The sequence below is a fragment of the Algoriphagus sp. SE2 genome, assembly GCF_039563885.1.
In the GTDB taxonomy this organism is placed as follows: Bacteria; Bacteroidota; Bacteroidia; order Cytophagales; family Cyclobacteriaceae; genus Algoriphagus.
The window spans coordinates 35,270-56,179 of record NZ_JBCLWJ010000020.1; the positions used below are offsets into that span (position 1 = coordinate 35,270).

Below are 20,910 nucleotides of genomic sequence, written 5' to 3' on the forward strand. Positions count from 1 at the left end.
TCATGGAATTCAAGGGGAAATTGGAAAGTTTTGAATTCAATCACTGGAGTTTTCATGTGCCTGTTCCCGATGACATTTCTAAAAAAATAATAGATGATTTTAACCGAAGAGTATTAGTTAAAGTCAATGGTGAAGGTCCTTGGCATATGGCTTTGATGAAGTCAAAAGATTATTGGTATATTTTAATAAATCAAGAAATCCGAAAAGCCCAAAGATTAGAAACTGGAGATTTAATTTCAATTTCCTTAGAGAAAGACAACAGTGAATATGGACATGAGTTACCTGAAGAATTTCAAGTATTGCTTGATCAGGATGAAGAAGGGGCCGACTTTTTCAAATCTTTAACTCCTGGTAAACAACGAAGCTTGGTATATATCGTCACCAAAGTAAAAAGTCCTGAAAGCAGAATGAAAAAATCTCTAGCTATCATGCACCACCTCAGATTGTCGAAGGGCAAGTTAGATTTCAAGCAATTAAATGAGATGATCAAATATTACAATAATATGTGAAGATCTGCTTGCCAGAAATAGGTTTAAGCCAGTTAATTAACCTCAATTCAAGATTGAAAAGAAACTAGAGCAAAAATAGTATATTAAAAAAGGGACTTTAGAGTCCCTTTTCAGTTTCATGATGTTTTCACTTCAAATTTTTTCTTTCTTGCTTCCTTATTGGCAGCCTTTTTTGGCCTACTTGCTCCGAAAGTTCCTCGATTTGTCTTTCCTTTTTTTGTTTTAATATCTCCTTTTCCCATAATTTATTTGGTTTAATTTGATGTGACCAAATTTAAAAAACAGCTAAAAAAATATCAAGAATGATCTCAACAGAGGTTTACTGAAAGTTTATCTTAAAATTCTCTTGTCTCTGTTAAGTGGAATTTTCATATTTCAAAAACTATGGAAAAATTACCTGAAATAAATTGTGATCTAGGGGAAGGAATTCCTTCAGAAAGTCAGATATTCCCTTGGATTGATGCTGCCAGCGTTGCTTGTGGGGGACATTTTGGTGATCAGTTTAGCATTGAGAAAACCCTTCTGTTAGCCAAGAAATTCGAGAAAAAAGTAGGTGCGCATCCCTCCTATCCAGACAAGAAAAATTTTGGGAGACAATCCTTAGAAATTTCAAATAATGAATTGATGATAAGTATTCAAATGCAGATCAATCTATTTGAAGAAGTTTTAAAAAAAGTCGGATTAGAATTCGATCATATCAAATTTCATGGAGCCTTATACAATAATGCTGCAGCAAACCAAGAACTTGCTGATTTCCTTACGGATTTCCTAAAATCAAATTATCCACAAATACCAGTTTTCACTCCTCCAAAATCCCAAATGGAGTTTTTTTCAAAACAAAAAGGATTATTGACAAGAAGTGAGGTTTTTGCTGATAGGGCCTACAATCCTGATTTAACTTTGGTTTCAAGAAAAACCCCAGATTCCTTATTGAGCGACGAAAAAAGTATTTTAAGACATTTAAGTCAAATTTTTGAAAATGAGGAAATTAAATCAATAGATGGTTCCAAAATACCTGTAAAAGTTGATACCTTTTGCTTCCATGGTGACAATCCTGGATTGGAACAATTTCTTCCAAAAATTAGAAAAACATGGTGGGATTGAATTTAGAATATTACATAATCACTCCTAAATTGTCTGAGGTAAAATGGAATGAGGAGATTTCAGACTATTTGCTTCAAAAACAAGTTGCTTTGAAAAAGCATCTATTAATCCAATTCAAAGAGGAAATTCAGGAAATTAGAATTGGTTTTAAAACATTGGGAATTTGCTGGAATTCAAATGTTCCTTCTCAAAATGTTAATAGCTGTATTGAATCAATTGAACACCTTCCTCAGTATCCGGCTTTGTCAGAAAAGGTATGGCAAATTCCGGTTTGTTATGAAAGAGCCTATTCCAGAGATTTAATCTCTTTGGCTACTAGTAAAAATCTTACAGCGGAAGAATTAATAGAAATTCATTCTTCAAATCCTTACAGGTTACATTTTTTTGGTTTTTTACCAGGCTTTATGTATCTCCAAGGTTTGCATCAAGCCCTACATTCCCCAAGAAAATCTATTCCTGACAAGGAAGTACCTGCCGGCTCTGTAGCTATTGGAGGATCCCAAACAGGTATTTACCCTTCGAATAGCCCGGGGGGTTGGCACATTATTGGACAAACTCCATTCACTCTTTTTGAACCGAATACAATCCCACCTGTTTGGGCAGAGCCAGGGGATAAAGTTCGGTTTATTCCGATTAATGAAGAAGAGTTTTTGAGATTAAAGAAAAATCCTGAAACACCATCTTGGATATGAAAACCGAAACTTCATATTTCACAATTCTAAAAACTGGCCCTGGCACAAGTATTCAGGATTTAGGAAGGACCGGATTTGGCCAATATGGAGTTCCTATATCCGGAGTTATGGATACCGTGTCCATGAAATGGATAAATCATCTTTTAAAAAATGCTGAAAACGAGGCAGTCATTGAAATCTCTCAACCTGGTTTTAAAATTAAATTTGAAGCTCCAGTGATTATTTGTATTGCAGGAGCAAAGTCGGCCACCTCAATAAATGGCTTGAACGTAACGTCTGAAGGTCTTCTGTCCATTGAAAATGGAAATATTCTAGAAATTGGATCAATAACCGTTGGGGCTCGAGTTTATTTGGGAATTAAAAACGGAATTAATATTCCAAAAGCTTTAAATAGTAAAAGTTGCTACCCAGGAATTACTGAGCTAGGTATGCTTAAAAAGGGAAATCAAATTCCATATTTTTCCACTAAAAGTGATTTAGAGAATTCGAGAGCAAAAGTAAAATTCCCTAGGGATTGGATGGAATCATCAGTGATAGAAGTATATCCAGGACCAGAATGGAAAGCACTTAATAGAAAAACTCAATCCCGGATATTGAATACTAGATTTACGCTTTCTAATCAACAAAACAGGATGGCTTTTCAATTGGAAGAGCTTATCACAAACCAGCTTGAAGAATTAGCTACCTCACCCGTTTTTCCGGGCACGGTACAGTTAACTTCAGGAGGAAAAATGATTGTTTTAATGAAAGACGCTCAAGCAACTGGTGGCTATCCCAGAATCTTGCAACTTTCAGAGGATTCCATTTCACAGCTGGCACAAAAGAAGCCTAAAGACAAAATAACTTTCATTTTAAAGAAGCTTTTTTTTGAAAATTGAAGGTATTCGTAATTTTTCAAAAAAAATCTTTAAAAAACAGCCTACAAATTTGAGCATAGCTAATATGCCTATTATCTTAACATATCACTATTTCAACCCAAAAACCATGGATGCTGGCTTAAAATCAAAGATTTTGTCGCAGGGCATGAACCCTGAAGTTGTAGAACAACAAATTGGCCATTTCAAAAATGGCTTTCCTTTTTTAAAAATCGTGGCTCCTGCTACTCCTGGAAATGGAATCAAAGTATTGAGCGAAAAGGAATTGGATCATTTCAAAAAAACCTATCCTGAAAAAGCTGCTCAAATAGAAGTTGTCAAGTTTGTACCAGCAAGCGGTGCTGCTTCCAGAATGTTTAAAGATCTTTTTGCCTTTCTTGAAGGGGATGGAGATTTAAGTAAATCTCCGTTTGTGCAGAAGTTTATGAATAACATAGAAAAATTTGCATTCTATGATGACTTGGATGAATACCTTAAATCCCAAGGCAGCAGCATTAACCAAAAACTGGATAGTAAAGATTATAAAGGAATTTTATCAGCTTTGTTAGATAATAATGGACTTGGCTATGGGAGTTTACCAAAAGGACTTCTCAGATTTCACACCTATCCTGAAGAAAGAAGAACTCCAACTCATGAGCACATGATTGAAGGAGTTCAATATGCCACGGGTGCCGGAAATACCGTAAAAATCCATTTTACCGTTTCCCCCGAGCATGAAAGTAAATTCAAAGAGGAGGTAGCTTCCATTCTGCCTAAACTGGAAAAACAATACGGGATCCTTTTTGATATCAGTTATTCCCAACAAAAAAAATCCACCGACACGATTGCTGTGAATATGGATAATTCACCATTTATTGAGGACGATGGAAGCATTCTTTTCAGACCAGCAGGTCATGGAGCACTTTTGGAAAACTTAAATGATATTACTGCTGATCTCATCTTCATCAAAAATATTGATAATGTAGTTCCAGATCGATTAAAAGGTGAAACCAAAGACTACAAAATGGCAATTGGTGGATTACTTTTAGAAATTCAGGAACGCGTTTTTGAAGCGTTGTTGAGATTAAAAAACAAAGTAGAAGAAAGTTCAGTAAGTCATGCAGAACATGTATTTAAATATCATTTGGGAGGAAAACTTCCAGATGGATTTGAGAAAAAATCTTTGAATGAAAAGGCATCAATCCTAGAAACCAAATTAAACAGACCCATCAGAGTTTGTGGAATGGTGAAAAATACGGGAGAACCAGGAGGTGGGCCATTTTGGGTTCAAGAGTCAGATGGTTCACTTTCCCTACAGATAGCAGAAACTGCTCAGATTGATTTAAATAATCCTGAAACTAAAAAGCTTTTCCAAGCCTCTACCCACTTTAATCCAGTTGATTTGGTTTGTGGAACAAAAGATTTTGAAGGGAATGATTTTGATCTCTTAGAATATAGAGATATGATGACTGGATTCATTACTGAGAAATCTAAAAGTGGAAAAGATTTGAAAGCTTTAGAATTACCTGGACTTTGGAATGGCGCGATGGCAGGTTGGAATACTCTTTTTGTAGAAGTTCCATTAATCACTTTCAATCCAGTAAAAACAGTAAATGATTTATTGAGAGATGAACATCAATAACAATTGAAATTGAGAAGTCAGAGGGTCATAAACCTCTGACTTTTTTTAAGTTTCTTTTTTCCCCTCGTATAATTCGTATTTCAAGAGGCGGCAATCGATCGTGCCATTCCAGAATTCAATTCTTCTATTAGCTTTCAAACCAACTTTTTTAGCGAGTTCCATATTTCCGGTAAAAATGTAACCTCTATATCCGGCACATTTTTGCTTCATATAATCTCCCATTCTTTTATAGGTTTCTTCTAATTCTAAGGACTCTCCTAGCCTTTGCCCATATTCGGGATTAAAAATCACGACTCCTCTAGGTTTTTCAGGAATCACAGTCTCTTCAAAATCACAAACCTGAAAATCAATCATGTGATCCACTCCTGCTACAATAGCATTTTCCTTTGCAAACGCTATTGCTTGCAAAGAAATATCTGATGCAATGATTTTAACCTCCGGGACTTCCATGATTTTATTCTCCAGCTTCTTCTTTTTAGCTTTAAAAGCCTCTTCTTGATAACCTAGAATATATTGAAAGGAATAGTTATCTCTAAAAAGTCCAGGATATCTTTTGGTAGCTAATAAGGCTGCTTCGATCGCAAGAGTTCCTGCCCCACACATAGGGTTGACAAATGGTACCCGGGTATTCCACTCTGTTGCAAAAATAGTTGCTGAAGCTAAAGCCTCTAGCATTGGAGCTTTTCCTGGGATTTTCCGATAGCCATGTTTAGCAATCGTTTCACCAGAGGTATTTATGTACATTGAGGCTTGGGTACCTTTCCAATAAAGTTGGAAAACTAATCCTTGAAAATCAGAACCTGAATCGGGTCTTCTTCCTGTTTTATCCCTAAATCTATCAACAATTGCATCTTTTACCCTCACATTTACAAACATGGGGTTATTAATACTTTCATTGTCTACAACAGAATTTACAGAGAAATACCCATCTACGTCCAGGAATTCTTCCCATTCAATCGCTTTTATCTTTCTGTAGATATCATCAGCATTTTGTAAATAGAAGGATTTGATTTCAAAAAGCACCTGAGAAGCTGTACGCAAATGAAGATTTAAATCCATACATTCCTCAAGACTGGCTTTAAGCTCTATCCCAGTTCTACTGACAGATTCTGGAACAAAACCCAGTTCCCTAACTTCCTTTTCAAGGTATGATGCAAAACGATCTTTGCATGTTATAAATACTTTTCCTCTTTGGTCAAAATCAAGCATACGCAAAAGTAAGAAAGTTCATCTGATTCTTTCTCCGTTCAAAAATCAGATCCCTCATTCGGTAAAATTTAACCCTGTAACTCGAAAACGATTGCGTAAATTAGAAGTCATGCTAGTTGTTCGATAGGGTTGAAATCAGGAATTTTAACCTATCCCAAAAAAATTAAAATTTATGAAAAAAGTCCAAAATCTATTCTATTTAATGCTTACAGGAGTCTTTCTTTTAAGTTGTGCAGCAGACCCTAAAGCCGAAGATGAATGGAAGGATCTTTTCAATGGAAAAGATCTAACAGGCTGGAAACCGGTAGCTGGAACAGCCACTTTTGAAGTTGTTGATGGAGTAATTGAAGGTTCAGCAGTGGCCGGATCTCCGAATACATTTTTAATAACAGAAGAAACATTCGGTGATTTTATTTTAGAACTTGACTTAAAAGTAGAAGACCTAACAAGTAACTCCGGAGTCATGGCTAGAGGTCAATTTGATCCTGCTGCCCGAGACGGAAAAGGGCTTGTATTCGGATATCAAATCGAAGCTGATCCGAGCGAACGCGCTTGGTCTGGTGGAGTTTATGATGAAGCTAGAAGAGGCTGGTTATACCCATTAGACTTAAATCCTGCAGCAAAAACAGCATTCAAAATGGGAGAATTCAATCACTATAGAATTGAAGTGATAGGAGATGAAATCAAAACTTGGCTAAATGGACAAGAAGTTGCATATGTGGTTGACGATATGGATAAAAGTGGATTTATAGGATTACAAGTTCATAGTATCAGAAACCCTGAGGATGAGGGAAACAAGACCTATTTTAAAAATGTCAAAATCAAAACAACAAACCTTGATCCTAAACCTTTTAACAAATCCATTTTTGTAGTCAATAACCGATTAAATGAATTGACTGACTATGAAAAGAATACTGGTTGGAAGTTATTGTTTAACGGACAGAATTCGGAAGGGTGGAAAGGTGCCTACAAGGAAACTTTTCCTGATTTCGGTTGGTCTGTAAATGATGGAATCCTTACCATTGCGGCCTCTGATGGAGGAGAATCTACCAATGCTGGTGATATCGTGACAACTGAAGAATTTTCCGCTTTTGATTTAGGATTTGAATTCAGGCTAACCGAAGGAGCGAATAGTGGTCTAAAGTATTTTGTAACTTTATCAGAAGGAAATTCAGGATCAGCTATTGGACTGGAATATCAAATACTTGACGACGAAAATCATCCAGATGCAAAAATGGGGATCGCTGGAAACAGAACTCTTTCAAGTCTTTATGACTTGATCACTGCTGATAAGCAACCAAGATTTATTAAGCCTATAGGAGAATGGAATAAGGGTCGAGTGGTTGTAGAGCCAAACAATCATGTTTCTCACTACCTTAATGGTGTCAAGATTTTAGAATACGACCGGGGTTCAGAGGAATATAGAGCATTAGTAGCGAACAGCAAATATGCTAAATGGACAAATTTCGGAGAAGCTGATCAAGGCTATATATTATTACAAGATCATGGAAATGAAGTCAGCTTTAAAAACATAAAAATAAAGACTCTTAAATAAGCCCAAGAAAAAATGAAAAACAATAGAAGACAGTTTATAAAGAAATCTGCGGCAGCTACAGTTGGAATATCCGCATTAGGAAGTCTAGGTTTTTCGGCTAAAAGTTATGGTAAAATCCTTGGTTCCAACGAAAGAATCAATGTAGCCATTGCAGGACTGGGGAGAAGATTAGGCGCATATTATGAGCCAATTAAATTACCCAAAACCAATGTAAACCTGATGTATCTCTGCGATGTTATGCAATCTCAGATGACAAAAGCAGCTCAAAATTTTTCAAAGCATATTGACTACCAACCAAAACTGGAAGGGGATATCATGAAAGTTTTGGAAGATAAAGAAGTAGACGCATTAATCAATGCTACTCCGGATCATTGGCATGCTCCAGGCACATGGTTAGCTTCAGAGCGAGGCAAGCATGTTTATGTAGAAAAGCCATGTAGTCATAATCCTAGAGAAGGAGAAATATTAATCGCAATCCAAAAAAAATATGGAAATGTAATCCAGATGGGTAATCAGCAACGCTCTGCCCCTGAAAGTATTGAAATCATCAAAGCTATTCATGCAGGAGCAATTGGAAAGGTTTCTCAGGCAAAAGCATTTTATAGCAATAACAGAGGAGCTGTTGTAAACCCGACCCTGACTTCTCCTCCCGAGGGATTGGATTGGGAGCTGTTTCAAGGGCCTGCTCCTAGAAAAGCTTATACGCATAACACCTGGGATTATAATTGGCATTGGTACGGTTGGGATTATGGCACTGCAGAAACAGGAAACAATGCAACGCATGAATTAGACGTGGCGAGATGGGCTCTTCAAGTGGATTACCCAACAAAAGTATCCACGATAGGCGGTAAATATCACTTTGAGGATGATGGGTGGACCATGTATGACACCTTGGAATCCACTTATCAATTCGAAAACGGCACAGTAATTCAATGGGATGGTAAAAGCCGAAATGGATATAGTACTTATGGAAGTGATAGAGGTACTATTATATATGGCTCTGAGGGATCAGTTTATGTAGATCGAGGAGGATATAAACATTTCGACAGATCAGGAAAATTGATTAAAGAAAACCTTTCTGCCAATAATGAAGGAGGAACTCAGCTTGGTGGTGGCGGAGATATGAGTACAATACATGTTGCTAATTTCTTCGAAGCAATTCGAGGGAATGAAAAACAGAATTCCACTATAGAAGAAGGTGCAGTTAGTACATTACTATGCCACCTTGCAAATATCTCTTACAGAACAGGAGAATCATTAATTTGTAACCCTTCCAATGGACATATATTAAATTCTGAGAAAGCAAAAACTCTTTGGACAAGAGAATATGAAAAAGGTTGGGAACCGCCTAAAGTTTAATTCTTATTTATAGAAAAAAACACCCATCACTATTGAAGTGATGGGTGTTTTTTTTTAAAATTTAAATGAACTTAACTAATTTATTCAACAAAGTTAAACTAATATAAGTAAACGATAATTAATTAGTTGAAACTTTAGGTTTATTATAATTTTTTAGCCGTTTTACTATCAAATAATCAATGGGATTTTAAATCTAAAATAATTCTTTTTTTAAGCGCAATCGATTGCGTAAAAACTTTTAGTTCTTTTTCTATTTACCACCTATTTTGAATCAGTTATCACTAATAATAGACGTCTATACATAATATTTAACCATTCGTGTAAGCTGCTATTCTGTGATGAAAGACAATTATTTTAACATAAACCCCTAAATTATGAAGCCTAAATTTTACACTTACCTTATGGTAGTGCTTTTTCTGCTCCTTGGTGTTACAAGCTCCTTTGCACAGGAAGCCCAAGTAAGTGGAACAGTTTTGGATGAAACTGGCTCACCTTTACCAGGAGTAACAATTCTGGTGAAAGGTACAACCAGTGGAACCACAACTGACCTTGACGGAAAGTACAGTATTAATGCACAAGGAAATGCGACCTTGGTTTTCTCTTTTATAGGATATACTCCATTAGAAGTTGCTGTAGGAAATCAAAGTGTTATAGATGTCACGTTGGAGCCAGATCTCTCTGATTTGGAAGAAGTAATAGTAGTTGGTTATGGAACAGCTAAGAAAAGTCAATTGACAGGTGCTATTTCATCTGTGGGATCCAAAGAGATTCAGGAATTACCGATTACAGATGCAAGACAAGCTTTGCAAGGTAGAGCTGCTGGTGTGGATGTAACTCAACCTGGATCAAAGCCAGGATCGGCTCCCCAAGTACGAATTAGAGGAAGAAGATCATTCAACGCTTCAAATGAACCATTGTATGTAATCGATGGAATTCCAGTAGTAGGTGGTTTGAATGATATCAACCCTCAGGATATTACTTCTATGGAGGTATTAAAAGATGCATCAGCAACTGCTATTTACGGTTCTAGAGGATCTAATGGAGTCGTTTTAATCACCACTAAGAGAGGTACTAAAGGAAAAACCATAGTTTCCGTTGACTCCTATTATGGATTGAACCGAGAGCTTGGTAGAATAGATGTTTTCAATGGACCTGAATTCGCAGAATATAAAAGAGAATCAAGGAGAACCAGTGGTGAATATCCTGATGGACCTGCCACCCCTCAAGCCGATGAATCTTTATTTGAACCAGTTGAATTGGAAGGGATTGCTTTAGGTAGGAGTACAGATTATGTAGGAGGATTATTGAGAAATGGCGCCATCCAAAGCCATCAAGTAGGCGTGAGCGGAGGTTCTGATAAAACCACTTTCTTCGTTTCCGCTAACTATTTCAATGATAAGGGTGTTATCAAAAATCAGGATTATACACGTTACACTTTTAGAGCAAATATTGATCATTCCATCAATAAAAAGATCAAGTTTGGAACTTCAACTTTGGTTTCATTTAGTGAAAGAAACGGTGAGAACTTCAATCCTTTAGGTGGAGCTTTAGCAGAGAACCCATTGGGCAAGCCTTTTGATGAAGATGGGAACATCATTTTTCTACCAACTTCGGATGGTTTACGGACAAACCCTTTCGCTGAGATTGTACCAGGCGCTCAAGAAGACTTAACAAAGAATTACAGAATTTTCAACAGTATTTTTGCCAATTACGAGATTATCCCAGGGTTAAATTATCGTTTGGTATTTGGGCCAGACATCACTATTAGTAGAAACGGTAGATTTACAGGATCGCAAACTAATGCCAGACGTGGGGGTGATGCTACAGGTAGTGTAAATGATGAATTTACTTTCAACTATACTTTGGAAAACATCTTAACGTATAACAAAATTTTTAACGAAGTACATAACTTAAACATTACGGCTCTTCAATCCATTCAGAAGGATCGATACGAACAAACAACCGTAAGTGTACAAGGCGTTCCTGCTGAATCGCAGTTTTACCATAGGTTAGGAGATGCTTCTCAAATTAATGGTGCAAATACCAATTTGAGAGAATGGGCTTTGCTTTCATTCATGGGCAGGATTAATTACGATTTCAAAAACAAGTTCTTACTTACTGCTACATTGCGGGCAGATGGAAGTTCTAGATTCGGTGAAAACAACCGCTTTGGTTATTTCCCATCTGTAGCTTTAGGCTGGAATATACATTCTGAAAGCTTTATGCAAAATTCTACAACGGTGGATCAATTGAAGTTTAGAGTTTCTTACGGTTCAATTGGAAATCAGGCAATAAACCCGTATCAAACACAAGCTCTCTTGGGAAGAACAAGTTATGCTTTTGATAATTCTGCAGCATTTGGATATAGACCAAATACAATTGGTAATCCGGATTTAAGATGGGAAACTTCTACTACTTTTAACGTAGGTTTGGATTTTGCAATTTGGAATAGTAGAGTATTTGGTGCTTTAGAATACTATATAACCAATACTTCAGATCTATTGGCACCTCAACCCCTGCCCAATTCAACTGGATTTGGAGGTTTTACTACTAATATTGGAGAGACTCAAAATAGAGGGATTGAATTAACTATTTCCACTTTGAATATTGAGAAAGGTGACTTCACCTGGACAACTGATTTAATTTTCACAAGAAATCGAGAGGAAATTATTTCTCTTCCAAATGGAGATGACATATCTGCAGGAAGATTTATTGGACAGCCTTTGACTATCTTCTATGATCTGAAGAAAATAGGAATTTGGCAAACTAGTGAATTAGATGAAGCAAATTCATTCGGAAGTGTTCCAGGGGAAATTAAGGTGGAAGACTTTAATGGTGATGGAAGAATTAATGCGGACGACAGACAATTTTTAGGTTCTGCTGTTGCTGATTTTTCTTTAGGTATGACGAATAGGTTTTCATATAAAGGCTTTGACTTTTCCTTCTTTCTGTTTGGAAGATTTGGATCTATGATCCGTTCTCAATTCCATACAGGAAACAACACCTTAGCAGGTCGTTACAACAATCTAGATGTGGATTATTGGACTCCAAACAATCCTACTAATTCTTATCCAAGACCAAATGTAAATCAGGAACGGGCTAAGTATGCAAGTTCTATGGAATATTTTGATGGAACATTCATCAAAGTAAGAAACATCAATTTGGGGTATAATTTCACTCCGGAAGCTGTACAGAAAATCGGATTTCAAAGTCTTAGAATTTACACCAGTATTCAACAGCCTTTCATATTTGCAAATTACAGATCAGAGCACAAAGGTATAGATCCGGAAGTCTTTATAGACGGGGAGCAAGGAGTAGGCGGTGGAACGGTGAATTCGAATGTTTCTCCTGCCGTTACTTCTTTCACATTTGGTATTAATGCAAAATTCTAATCAGCAATGAAAAATCTAGCAATAAAAATAAACTTTTGGGCTAAGTCTACAGCCTTGATACTAGGAATTTCAGCAATGTCCGCATGTAGTGGATTTCTTGAAGAAGATGTAGTGTCACAAATTGGTAATGACTACCTCAGTACTGCAAAAGGTCTTAATGATGGAGTCAATGCCGCTTATAGTACCATGAGAGCTTGGTACGGAACAGAGCGCGGAAATAATTTCACAATTTTTGGAACTGACTCCTATACAAATGGAGCTGATGGTTCCTGGAAATTCATGAATTTTTATACGAATCAATTTGATTCACAAAATGGTCATGTCCGTGAAATTTGGGATGAATTTTATAGAGGTATCAATACCTGTAATGCTGTGATTGATAGGTCAGCCAATGCTACAGGTATTTCTGAGGAGATCTTACTTCAGCGGATTTCAGAAGCAAAATTTATCCGTGCACATCATTATTTCATAATGGTCCAATTATTTGGAGGGATTGATCTACAACTTTCTGAAACTTCTGTACCCACAAAAGAAGTAACAAGAGCATCTGTAGCCTCTGTTTATGCTGCTATTATTCAGGATTTAGAGGAAGCAATTCCAAATTTGGAAGCCAAGGCAAAATCTAGCGATTATGGAAGAGCGACTCGTCCTGCAGCCGAGCATCTTTTAGGAAGAGTGTATCTAACGAAAGCTACTTCAGAAGCTGGAGAAGCTGCTGATTATGGAAAGGCAGAAGTGCTATTACAAAGCGTGATCGACAACTACGGGTTCAGTTTACTGCCTAATTTTGGGGATGTTCATGCTTTTGGGAATGAAATCAATGATGAAGTAATCTGGTCTACACAGTATACATATGATCCACTTACCACAGGGGGAGGCAACAATTCCCACGTGTTTTTCTTAATGGAATATGATGTTCAGCCTGGAATGATAAGAGATGTTTTTAATGGTCGTCCATTTAAAAGATTTAGACCTACAGATTATACGTTAAATGTAATTTTCGCTGACCGGGAAAATGATTCTCGATATAAAAATTCATTCGTTGATGTCTTCCTTTCTAATAGACCGGGAACGTACAATACCACATTTGACAAGTCTAAAGAGACAGTAACTTTTGCTGCTGGTGATACTACGATGTGGTTACCAGGTTATAATATGCCTGAGTCAGAAAGAGCTAAATATCCTTATCAGGTTTTAACTCCAGAACTGTATACAGAAAGATTATTTCCAGGTCTTAAAAAACATAAGGATCCAGGAAGAGCGGACAGAACTCAATTTGCGGGAGGTAGAGATTACATTGCCTTTAGATTGGCTGACACTTATTTAATGCTAGCAGAAGCTCAATTCCGTCAAGGAAAAACAGCAGCGGCCACAGAAAACATCAATGTAGTAAGAAGAAGAGCAGCTTTTCCAGGAAAAGAATCCGAAATGGAAATTTCCGAATCAGACTTAACTTTTGAGTTTATTACTGAAGAAAGAGAAAGAGAATTGATCGGTGAGCAAAGTAGATGGCTTGATCTGAAGCGTTGGGGAATATTGGTGGAAAGAGTAAGACTTTATAATCCTCAAGGAGCTCCTAATATTCAAGACTTCCATGTTTTGAGACCTATTCCACAAAATCAAATAGATAGAGCGGAAGGAAATGCAAGTGCATTCCCTCAAAACCCAGGATATTAATTATAGATAGGGTTGTAACACAAAAAGCTGTTCTGAATTCAGAACAGCTTTTTTTATTTTTTTCAGTCAATTCAAATTTACTCCGCCATGGTAGAAGCTCTGATTGTAATTTTTGATGGTAAAACCACTACTTCATTTGGCAAATCAGGTTGATTAGGTTTAGTTAGTTTTTTAATAAGGATTTTAGCACACTCCTCTCCTATCGAGCAAGCTGGCTGAGAAATGGTTGTCAAAGAAGGATTAAGTAAGCCCGCTATTCCCATATTTGAAAAGCTTATTATTTTTAAATCCTGGGGGATTTTTATGTTTTCTTTCTTTGCAGCTTGATAACTCGCAAGCGCTAATTTTTCCACAGAAGCTAAAATTCCATCAGGTTTAATTGAACCAGTAAGTAAGTCTCTTAGAATCTCAATATTAGTTGATTCATTTTGACAACAAACTTTACTTAACATCGGATTATGTTCAATTCCAGCTTCTTTCAATGCGGCCAAAAAGCCCCTATGTCTTTCCTTAGTAATTGAAATATCCTCAGATAGCATCAAAAATGCAGGTGCTTTACATCCTTGATGAATTAAATGCCTAGTAGCTTCTAAAGTTATTTGATAATCATTTGTAATAAATTTAGTTGTCGGGATCTCACTACAGATTCTATCAAAAAATAGAATTGGTAATCCACGATCATGTAATTTCTTTAGATGGCAAATATCACTCGTTTGACTTGATACAGACATTACTATTGCATCTGCTCTCCCATTTAATAATAAGGAAACAATCTTTTTTTCTTTATCTACATCTTCATGGGTGCAATAAACCAATAAATGGTATCCATGTTCCTGAGTTATTTTTTCAATCCCATCAATGACTTGAGCGAAAAATGTATTGATCCGTTCAGGTATAATGACTGCAATAGTTTTACTTTTATTTTCTCTAAGGCTCCTAGCAAAAGGGTTAGGATGGTAATTTAATTTTTCAGCCATGCTGAGAACCCTTTTTTTCGTTTCTGCACTAATTTCGTAGCTATCATTTAAAGCACGTGAAACAGTAGAAGGTGCTAGATTAAGTTCAGCAGCCAATTCTTTTAGACTTATACCAGAAACCATTTTAAAATTTATTTTGGGATTATTAGAAATAGTGTTCAAAATACAAAGCTTATACCTTATTCCACCTATTCCATTTATATAAAATCGAAAACGTTTGCGTATTTTCTTACATTTTTGGAATCATTTCAAGGTAAATTGGATTTTTAAAACCCACAATTACCTGCAATCAAGCTTATGCGAAATCTGGAAACTCAACAAGTATTCTTGTCAGAAGATTTTCTTTTGCAAAATCAATATGCTCGTAAGCTCTATCATGAGTATGCGAAAGATCAACCAATTATTGATTACCACAATCATCTACCTCCTTCTGAAATTAATTCGAATAAAACGTTTGAAAATATTTCTAAAATCTGGCTTGCAGGAGATCACTATAAATGGAGAGCAATGCGAACCTTGGGTATACCTGAAGTTTACATTACAGGCGATGCAAGTGATAGAGAAAAATTTCAAAAGTGGGCTGAAACAGTTCCATATACCTTAAGAAATCCATTATATCACTGGACGCACCTGGAATTAAAGAGATACTTTGGAATTGAAGAACTATTGACAAAAGAAAATGCAGGTAGAATCTTTGATCAGACCTCCGAAATGCTTCAGGGACAGGAATTCAGTACCTGTTCTTTATTGGAAAAGATGAATGTTGAAGTCGTTTGTACCACGGATGACCCTACGGACTCTTTGAATGAGCATATTGAGTTTAGCAAAAAAGGCAGAGACCTTGAAATGTATGCTGCATTTAGACCTGATAAATCCTATGCTGTAGAAACTCCCGAAACGTATAATAATTATCTTACAAAGCTTGGAGAAGTTGCTTTTGGTGAGGAAATAAAAAGTTATGAGGAATTACTTCAAGCACTTCAAAACCGAATTGATTATTTTCATGCTAGAGGATGTAGAATCTCCGATCACGGTTTAGAGCAATTATATTTTTTTGAAAATGATCATTCCTACGATATGGATGGATTAATTCAAATGCTTAGAAAAGGAAATTCGCTTTTACCTGAGCAAACAAAATTCTTCAAATTCAGGGTATTAAAAGAATTATCTAAGATGTATCATGAAAAAGGATGGATTCAGCAATTTCATTTAGGTGCATTGAGAAACACTAATGTCAGAATGCTTCAAGTATTAGGTCCTGATACAGGTTTTGACTCCATTGGTGACTTTGACCAGGCTAAGGCATTGGCTCAATATCTCAATGCTCTTGATTCTACGGACCAGCTTTGCAAAACTATTCTTTATAATCTTAACCCCAGAGATAATGAAGTGATGGCAACCATGATCGGAAACTTCAATGATGGCTCAATAAAAGGAAAAATTCAATTTGGTTCGGGCTGGTGGTATATGGATCAGAAAGATGGTATGGAAAAGCAAATAAATACGCTCTCTAATATGGGAATGGTTAGTTGTTTTATAGGAATGTTAACTGATTCCAGAAGTTTTCTTTCCTTTCCGAGACATGAATATTTCAGAAGGATTCTTTGCAATCTTTTCGGAAATGACGTGGAAAATGGGGAATTGCCTTGGGATGAAGGCTGGTTGGGAAAAATCATTCAAGACATTTGTTACCATAACGCAAAGAACTATTTTGACTTCCAATCGAAAAATATAAGCTTATAATATGAGTAATTTATTATTTTCTCTTGAAGGGAAAAAAATTGCCTTTTCTGGCGCAACTGGTGTTCTTGGAAAAACAATGAGTATGCATCTTGCCAAAGAAGGAGCAGATCTTTTGGTAATAGGAAGAACGAAGTCCAAAGTAAATGAACTTGTTTCTGAAATAAAGAAATCAGGAGGCAATGCTTGGGGCTATTTCGCAGATGTCACAGATGAAGAGGCCTTGAATGAGATTTTATCCAAAATCGAATCCGACCATGGATATATCGATGTTTTAATTAATGCTGCAGGTGGAAATATGCCAGGAGCGGTGATCACTCCAGGTCAAAGCTTTCTGGATTTAGACACGGATTCACTCAAAAAGGTAATAGATTTAAATTATTTGGGAACTGTACTCCCAACCAAAATTCTACTTCCTTTAATGCTTAAAAAAAATAAAGGAAACATCCTGAATATCAGTTCTATGGCAGCAAGCCGGCCCATGACCCGTGTCTTAGGTTATGCATCAGCAAAGGCTGCAATTGATAATTTCACAAAATTTCTATCAGTCGAGTTATGTTCCAAACATGGAGCTGGTTTTAGAGTAAATGCTATCGCTCCCGGATTCTTTTTGACTGAACAAAATAGAACCTTACTTACCGAATCTGATGGCAGTTTGACTCAGCGAGGTAACCAAATAAAGACTCACACACCAATGGATCGATTTGGAAAGCCCGAAGATCTTTTAGGGGCTTTACAATGGCTTTGCAGCGATGCATCGGAATTTGTAACGGGTACAATAGTCCCAGTTGACGGAGGGTTTAGTGCTTACTCGGGTGTCTGAATATTCTGCTAAATATAAAATGAATCAAGTAAATCTATTGATTAACAACTTGCCTCAGATTTAATTTTAAAAACAAAAAAACCTAAAATATGGCCTATAAAATGGAGCAAACCATGCGTTGGTACGGTCCAAATGACCCTGTAAGTCTCCAAGATATTCTACAAGCAGGTGCAACCGGCATTGTTACAGCTTTGCATCACATTCCTAATGGAGAAGTCTGGAATGTGGAAGAAATCCAAGCCAGGAAAGATATGATAGAAAAAGCTGGTTTGATTTGGTCTGTGGTGGAATCTGTGCCAGTTCATGAACTAATCAAAACTAGAACTGGGAATTTCAAAGAGTTAATAGAAAACTATAAAGAGAGTATCCGAAACCTTGCAAAGTCTGGTATTCACACGGTTTGCTATAATTTCATGCCGATTCTGGACTGGACAAGGACAGATCTTTTTCATCCCCTTTCCAATGGAGCAAAAGCGCTACTTTTCGAAAAAAAAGCTGTACAAGCATTTGATCTATTTATTCTAAAAAGAAAAGACGCAGAATCTGAGTATTCTCCTGAAGAACTAAAGGAGATTAAGGCATATTATGACAATCTGACTCCAGAAAAACATCAGCTAATAATAGATAATATTCTGAAAGGCCTTCCTGGATCAGAAATTGGATATACCTTAGATGAATTTAAGGCCATGTTGGAAACATATTCCGTCATCGATGCTCCTAAGCTTGCTGAACACCTCAAATTATTTTTAGATGAAATAGTTCCAGTGGCTGAGGAGAATAAAGTTTATCTGGCAATTCATCCTGATGACCCTCCGTTTCCTCAATTCGGTTTGCCTAGAGTTGTCTCGGTTGCAGCGGACGCTCGAAGAATAATCAAAGATCAACCAAGCCCTTACAATGGATTGACTTTTTGTACTGGGTCTTACGGAGTAAGAGCAGATAATGATTTACCAAGGATGGTTTCTGAGTTTGGAGACCATATCCATTTTATTCATTTAAGAAGTACAAGGAGAAAAGAAAATGGTGATTTCTTTGAAGATAACCATCTAGATGGAGATGTTCCTATGGTAGAAGTAATAGATGAAATTCTCAAAGTTCAAGAAAAGAGAAAGAAATCTCTCCCAATGAGGCCTGACCATGGACATCAGATGTTAGATGATTTGAGCAAGAAAACGAATCCAGGCTATTCTGCAATAGGAAGATTAAAAGGATTAGCAGAAATTAGAGGTGTTGAAACAGCCTTGCTATATTCTAAATCAAAATGACCGAAAAGGAAAAAATGCTTCGGGGTGAATGGTATTTAGCAGCTGATCCTCAGTTAGCTGCTGAAAGAATGCATGCTCGTAAACTTCTAAAAAAACTAAATGATTCCGACCCGGAAGACATCGAATTAAAGAATAATTTAATCAAACAAATATTAGGTAAGTCAGGTGAGAATGTCTGGATAGAACCGCCTTTCTTTTGTGATTATGGATATAATATTGAAGTTGGAGATGATTGCTTCTTCAACTTCAATTGTGTTGTTTTAGATGTCACACCTGTAAAGTTAGGAGATCGGGTTTTGGTAGCTCCAAATGTTCAATTTTATGCCGCCACACATCCAACGGAAAGTAAAGCCAGAGGTGAACTTTGGGAATATGGAAAACCCATTACTATTGGTTCAGATGTTTGGATTGGTGGAAGCTCAGTTATTTGTCCAGGAGTATCAATAGGAGACCGGTCAATAATTGCCGCTGGTTCGGTAGTGACAAAAGATGTACCTTCAGGAGTGATTGTCGGAGGGAATCCTGCAAAAATCATAAAAGAAGTACCTTCATCCAGTTAGTCATTCCAAGATAAAAATTGAATGCTCGGTAAATTCCCAGCTAAATATAAACGAGGCTTTAATTTGAAAAACATTTCATTATTTTTGGCCTTTATCTTTTGATACAAATAAATGAAACGAGTTTTAGTAAGCGGCGGAGGAGGATTCCTTGGAAGCCATCTTTGTGACCGTCTTTTGGCAGAAGGAAATGAGGTATTGTGTGTGGACAATTTTTTCACCGGAAACCGAAGAAATATCCACCACCTTTTAGACAACAAAAATTTCGAATTACTTCGACATGATATTACTCACCCACTTTTTGTCGAAGTAGATGAAATCTATAATTTAGCTTGTCCAGCCTCTCCTATTCATTATCAGTTTGATCCTGTTCAAACAACCAAAACTTCCGTGATTGGCGCAATGAATATGTTAGGCCTTGCTAAACGACTGAAAATAAAAATTTTACAAGCCAGTACTTCTGAGATTTATGGAGATCCTGAAGTTCATCCACAACCTGAATCCTACAAAGGAAGTGTAAATACGCTAGGGATAAGAGCTTGTTATGATGAAGGCAAAAGGTGCGCAGAAACCTTGTTTTTTGATTATCATAGGCAACACAAAGTTGCAATCAAAGTCATGAGGATTTTCAATACCTATGGGCCCAGAATGCATCCAAATGATGGACGAGTAGTAAGTAATTTTATCGTACAGGCACTCAAAGGCCAAGACATCACAATCTATGGTGATGGAAAACAAACCCGCTCTTTCTGTTATGTAGATGACAATATTGAGGGAATGCATCGATTAATGAATAGTAGAGATGGATTTACAGGTCCAGTCAATATTGGAAACCCTGGCGAATTCACTATGCTTGAACTCGCTAACTTGGTAATTGAACTTACTAATAGTAAAAGTAAATTAATATTTCTACCCCTTCCTCAAGATGATCCTATGCAGCGGAGACCAGTTATTGAATTAGCAAAAAAAGAGTTGGACTGGGAACCAAAAGTCGCATTAAGAGAGGGACTTACAAAGACGATTGAATATTTTGAGGGAGTTATTTGACCTTCATTTCGAACAAAAAAGCCATCCTGTTAGAATGGCTTTTTTGTTTTTTTAGACTATCTTTTTTCAAATATATAGCCTGGCCCATCGCAAGGAGTAGCAGAAAAGTTATTCAATTGGTTGTTAAACCGTAAAGTCAATTGCTCCTCATCGGGCTGTCCACAATTATTATAAATATCATCTCCATCCTTGAAATTAAGGTTTATATACAGTTTTGTATCGGAGGAAATATAAGCAGGAACATCTTCTATAGTAAAGGTGCCTGTAGCTTCTTTTAAGCCTTCCAATTCATAGATTCTGGTTTTCTTGAATGTACCATTGGACATAAACTCATAGGTTTGAAAAAACCGATCAATTTCTGAATCACTCGATTCTCCTATCCAAGGATTATAAATTCCCACCAATTCCCACGTGCCAAAAATAGATGCATTTGGTTCTTCATTTTGATCACAGGAAACAAATAAGAATAGAAAGCAGAAATAAATGATAATATTTTTCATATCACTAA

18 protein-coding genes are annotated in these 20,910 nt (G+C 36.6%); 14 read left to right on the top strand and 4 right to left on the bottom strand.

Going from position 1 to position 20,910, the window contains the following annotated elements; genetic code table 11:
- The first annotated feature begins 2 nt into the window (after nucleotides 1–2).
- Nucleotides 3–509 (top strand): YdeI/OmpD-associated family protein, encoded by a 507-nt coding sequence (locus tag AAGF08_RS18265; RefSeq protein WP_343512815.1) that lies wholly within the window; start codon nucleotides 3–5, stop codon nucleotides 507–509.
- A 116-nt stretch (nucleotides 510–625) separates the two neighbouring features.
- Here the strand turns inward: AAGF08_RS18265 and AAGF08_RS18270 are convergent, their stop codons facing one another.
- Entirely contained in the window at nucleotides 626–751 is a 126-nt protein-coding gene (locus tag AAGF08_RS18270; RefSeq protein ID WP_343512816.1) for a 30S ribosomal protein THX, read from the bottom strand.
- Between the two features lie 142 nt (nucleotides 752–893).
- Here AAGF08_RS18270 and AAGF08_RS18275 point away from each other — a divergent pair, with 142 nt between their 5' ends.
- The 4 genes from AAGF08_RS18275 to AAGF08_RS18290 all read left to right on the top strand — a co-directional run bounded on the left by AAGF08_RS18275 (nucleotide 894) and on the right by AAGF08_RS18290 (nucleotide 4,801).
- Nucleotides 894–1,613, top strand: coding sequence for a LamB/YcsF family protein (locus AAGF08_RS18275; protein ID WP_343512817.1), 720 nt, complete (start codon nucleotides 894–896; stop codon nucleotides 1,611–1,613).
- Nucleotides 1,601–2,305 carry a 5-oxoprolinase subunit PxpB gene (pxpB, locus tag AAGF08_RS18280; protein ID WP_343512818.1) on the top strand — a complete coding sequence of 235 codons (705 nt, stop codon included), beginning with the start codon at nucleotides 1,601–1,603 and terminating at the stop codon, nucleotides 2,303–2,305. The genes AAGF08_RS18275 and pxpB overlap by 13 nt, the downstream gene beginning before the upstream one ends.
- On the top strand, nucleotides 2,302–3,183 hold the full coding sequence (locus AAGF08_RS18285) for a biotin-dependent carboxyltransferase family protein (protein WP_343512819.1): 882 nt from the start codon (nucleotides 2,302–2,304) through the stop codon (nucleotides 3,181–3,183). Before pxpB ends, AAGF08_RS18285 begins: the two co-directional genes overlap by 4 nt.
- Before the next feature lie 106 nt (nucleotides 3,184–3,289).
- Nucleotides 3,290–4,801 carry a DUF4301 family protein gene (locus AAGF08_RS18290; RefSeq protein WP_343512839.1) on the top strand — a complete coding sequence of 504 codons (1,512 nt, stop codon included), beginning with the start codon at nucleotides 3,290–3,292 and terminating at the stop codon, nucleotides 4,799–4,801.
- Nucleotides 4,802–4,846: 45 nt separating this feature from the next.
- On the opposite strand, the gene AAGF08_RS18295 is transcribed toward AAGF08_RS18290, so the two are convergent.
- On the bottom strand, nucleotides 4,847–6,010 hold the full coding sequence (locus AAGF08_RS18295) for a class I SAM-dependent RNA methyltransferase (RefSeq protein ID WP_343512820.1): 1,164 nt from the start codon (nucleotides 6,008–6,010) through the stop codon (nucleotides 4,847–4,849).
- Between the two features lie 172 nt (nucleotides 6,011–6,182).
- On the opposite strand from AAGF08_RS18295, the gene AAGF08_RS18300 reads away from it, so the two are divergent.
- From AAGF08_RS18300 to AAGF08_RS18315, 4 genes are all read left to right on the top strand, one after another.
- Complete coding sequence (locus AAGF08_RS18300) at nucleotides 6,183–7,565, top strand: DUF1080 domain-containing protein (RefSeq protein ID WP_343512821.1); 1,383 nt, start codon at nucleotides 6,183–6,185, stop codon at nucleotides 7,563–7,565.
- Between the two features lie 12 nt (nucleotides 7,566–7,577).
- Nucleotides 7,578–8,924: a Gfo/Idh/MocA family oxidoreductase gene (locus AAGF08_RS18305; RefSeq protein WP_343512822.1), complete on the top strand. Its 1,347-nt coding sequence runs from the start codon at nucleotides 7,578–7,580 to the stop codon at nucleotides 8,922–8,924.
- 374 nt (nucleotides 8,925–9,298) lie between these two features.
- Nucleotides 9,299–12,316 carry a TonB-dependent receptor gene (locus tag AAGF08_RS18310; protein WP_343512823.1) on the top strand — a complete coding sequence of 1,006 codons (3,018 nt, stop codon included), beginning with the start codon at nucleotides 9,299–9,301 and terminating at the stop codon, nucleotides 12,314–12,316.
- 6 nt (nucleotides 12,317–12,322) lie between these two features.
- The gene (locus tag AAGF08_RS18315; protein WP_343512824.1) at nucleotides 12,323–13,993 is read left to right on the top strand and encodes a RagB/SusD family nutrient uptake outer membrane protein; all 1,671 of its coding nucleotides are present in this window, start codon (nucleotides 12,323–12,325) and stop codon (nucleotides 13,991–13,993) included.
- A 77-nt stretch (nucleotides 13,994–14,070) separates the two neighbouring features.
- Here the strand turns inward: AAGF08_RS18315 and AAGF08_RS18320 are convergent, their stop codons facing one another.
- Entirely contained in the window at nucleotides 14,071–15,066 is a 996-nt protein-coding gene (locus AAGF08_RS18320; protein WP_343512825.1) for a LacI family DNA-binding transcriptional regulator, read from the bottom strand.
- Between the two features lie 201 nt (nucleotides 15,067–15,267).
- Here AAGF08_RS18320 and uxaC point away from each other — a divergent pair, with 201 nt between their 5' ends.
- From uxaC to AAGF08_RS18345, 5 genes are all read left to right on the top strand, one after another.
- A complete protein-coding gene (gene uxaC, locus AAGF08_RS18325) occupies nucleotides 15,268–16,713 on the top strand; it encodes a glucuronate isomerase (protein ID WP_343512826.1) in 1,446 nt (481 codons plus the stop codon).
- A gap of 1 nt (nucleotide 16,714) precedes the next feature.
- On the top strand, nucleotides 16,715–17,533 hold the full coding sequence (locus AAGF08_RS18330) for an SDR family oxidoreductase (protein ID WP_343512827.1): 819 nt from the start codon (nucleotides 16,715–16,717) through the stop codon (nucleotides 17,531–17,533).
- Nucleotides 17,534–17,622: 89 nt separating this feature from the next.
- Nucleotides 17,623–18,798 carry a mannonate dehydratase gene (gene uxuA / locus AAGF08_RS18335; protein WP_343512828.1) on the top strand — a complete coding sequence of 392 codons (1,176 nt, stop codon included), beginning with the start codon at nucleotides 17,623–17,625 and terminating at the stop codon, nucleotides 18,796–18,798.
- Nucleotides 18,795–19,358 (top strand): sugar O-acetyltransferase, encoded by a 564-nt coding sequence (locus AAGF08_RS18340; RefSeq protein ID WP_343512829.1) that lies wholly within the window; start codon nucleotides 18,795–18,797, stop codon nucleotides 19,356–19,358. Before uxuA ends, AAGF08_RS18340 begins: the two co-directional genes overlap by 4 nt.
- Nucleotides 19,359–19,469: 111 nt before the next feature.
- Nucleotides 19,470–20,402 (top strand): UDP-glucuronic acid decarboxylase family protein, encoded by a 933-nt coding sequence (locus AAGF08_RS18345; protein WP_343512830.1) that lies wholly within the window; start codon nucleotides 19,470–19,472, stop codon nucleotides 20,400–20,402.
- Between the two features lie 56 nt (nucleotides 20,403–20,458).
- Here AAGF08_RS18345 and AAGF08_RS18350 read toward each other — a convergent pair whose 3' ends face one another.
- Entirely contained in the window at nucleotides 20,459–20,902 is a 444-nt protein-coding gene (locus tag AAGF08_RS18350) for a hypothetical protein (protein WP_343512831.1), read from the bottom strand.
- Between the last annotated feature and the right edge of the window lie 8 nt (nucleotides 20,903–20,910).

What these genes read in the sequence shown, in the direction of transcription:
- AAGF08_RS18265 (WP_343512815.1), top strand. Translation starts at nt 3, where the DNA reads ATGGAATTCAAGGGGAAATTGGAAAGTTTTGAATTCAATCACTGGAGT.
- AAGF08_RS18270 (WP_343512816.1), bottom strand. Translation starts at nt 751, where the DNA reads ATGGGAAAAGGAGATATTAAAACAAAAAAAGGAAAGACAAATCGAGGA.
- AAGF08_RS18275 (WP_343512817.1), top strand. Translation starts at nt 894, where the DNA reads ATGGAAAAATTACCTGAAATAAATTGTGATCTAGGGGAAGGAATTCCT.
- pxpB (WP_343512818.1), top strand. Translation starts at nt 1,601, where the DNA reads ATGGTGGGATTGAATTTAGAATATTACATAATCACTCCTAAATTGTCT.
- AAGF08_RS18285 (WP_343512819.1), top strand. Translation starts at nt 2,302, where the DNA reads ATGAAAACCGAAACTTCATATTTCACAATTCTAAAAACTGGCCCTGGC.
- AAGF08_RS18290 (WP_343512839.1), top strand. Translation starts at nt 3,290, where the DNA reads ATGGATGCTGGCTTAAAATCAAAGATTTTGTCGCAGGGCATGAACCCT.
- AAGF08_RS18295 (WP_343512820.1), bottom strand. Translation starts at nt 6,010, where the DNA reads ATGCTTGATTTTGACCAAAGAGGAAAAGTATTTATAACATGCAAAGAT.
- AAGF08_RS18300 (WP_343512821.1), top strand. Translation starts at nt 6,183, where the DNA reads ATGAAAAAAGTCCAAAATCTATTCTATTTAATGCTTACAGGAGTCTTT.
- AAGF08_RS18305 (WP_343512822.1), top strand. Translation starts at nt 7,578, where the DNA reads ATGAAAAACAATAGAAGACAGTTTATAAAGAAATCTGCGGCAGCTACA.
- AAGF08_RS18310 (WP_343512823.1), top strand. Translation starts at nt 9,299, where the DNA reads ATGAAGCCTAAATTTTACACTTACCTTATGGTAGTGCTTTTTCTGCTC.
- AAGF08_RS18315 (WP_343512824.1), top strand. Translation starts at nt 12,323, where the DNA reads ATGAAAAATCTAGCAATAAAAATAAACTTTTGGGCTAAGTCTACAGCC.
- uxaC (WP_343512826.1), top strand. Translation starts at nt 15,268, where the DNA reads ATGCGAAATCTGGAAACTCAACAAGTATTCTTGTCAGAAGATTTTCTT.
- AAGF08_RS18330 (WP_343512827.1), top strand. Translation starts at nt 16,715, where the DNA reads ATGAGTAATTTATTATTTTCTCTTGAAGGGAAAAAAATTGCCTTTTCT.
- uxuA (WP_343512828.1), top strand. Translation starts at nt 17,623, where the DNA reads ATGGCCTATAAAATGGAGCAAACCATGCGTTGGTACGGTCCAAATGAC.
- AAGF08_RS18340 (WP_343512829.1), top strand. Translation starts at nt 18,795, where the DNA reads ATGACCGAAAAGGAAAAAATGCTTCGGGGTGAATGGTATTTAGCAGCT.
- AAGF08_RS18345 (WP_343512830.1), top strand. Translation starts at nt 19,470, where the DNA reads ATGAAACGAGTTTTAGTAAGCGGCGGAGGAGGATTCCTTGGAAGCCAT.
- AAGF08_RS18350 (WP_343512831.1), bottom strand. Translation starts at nt 20,902, where the DNA reads ATGAAAAATATTATCATTTATTTCTGCTTTCTATTCTTATTTGTTTCC.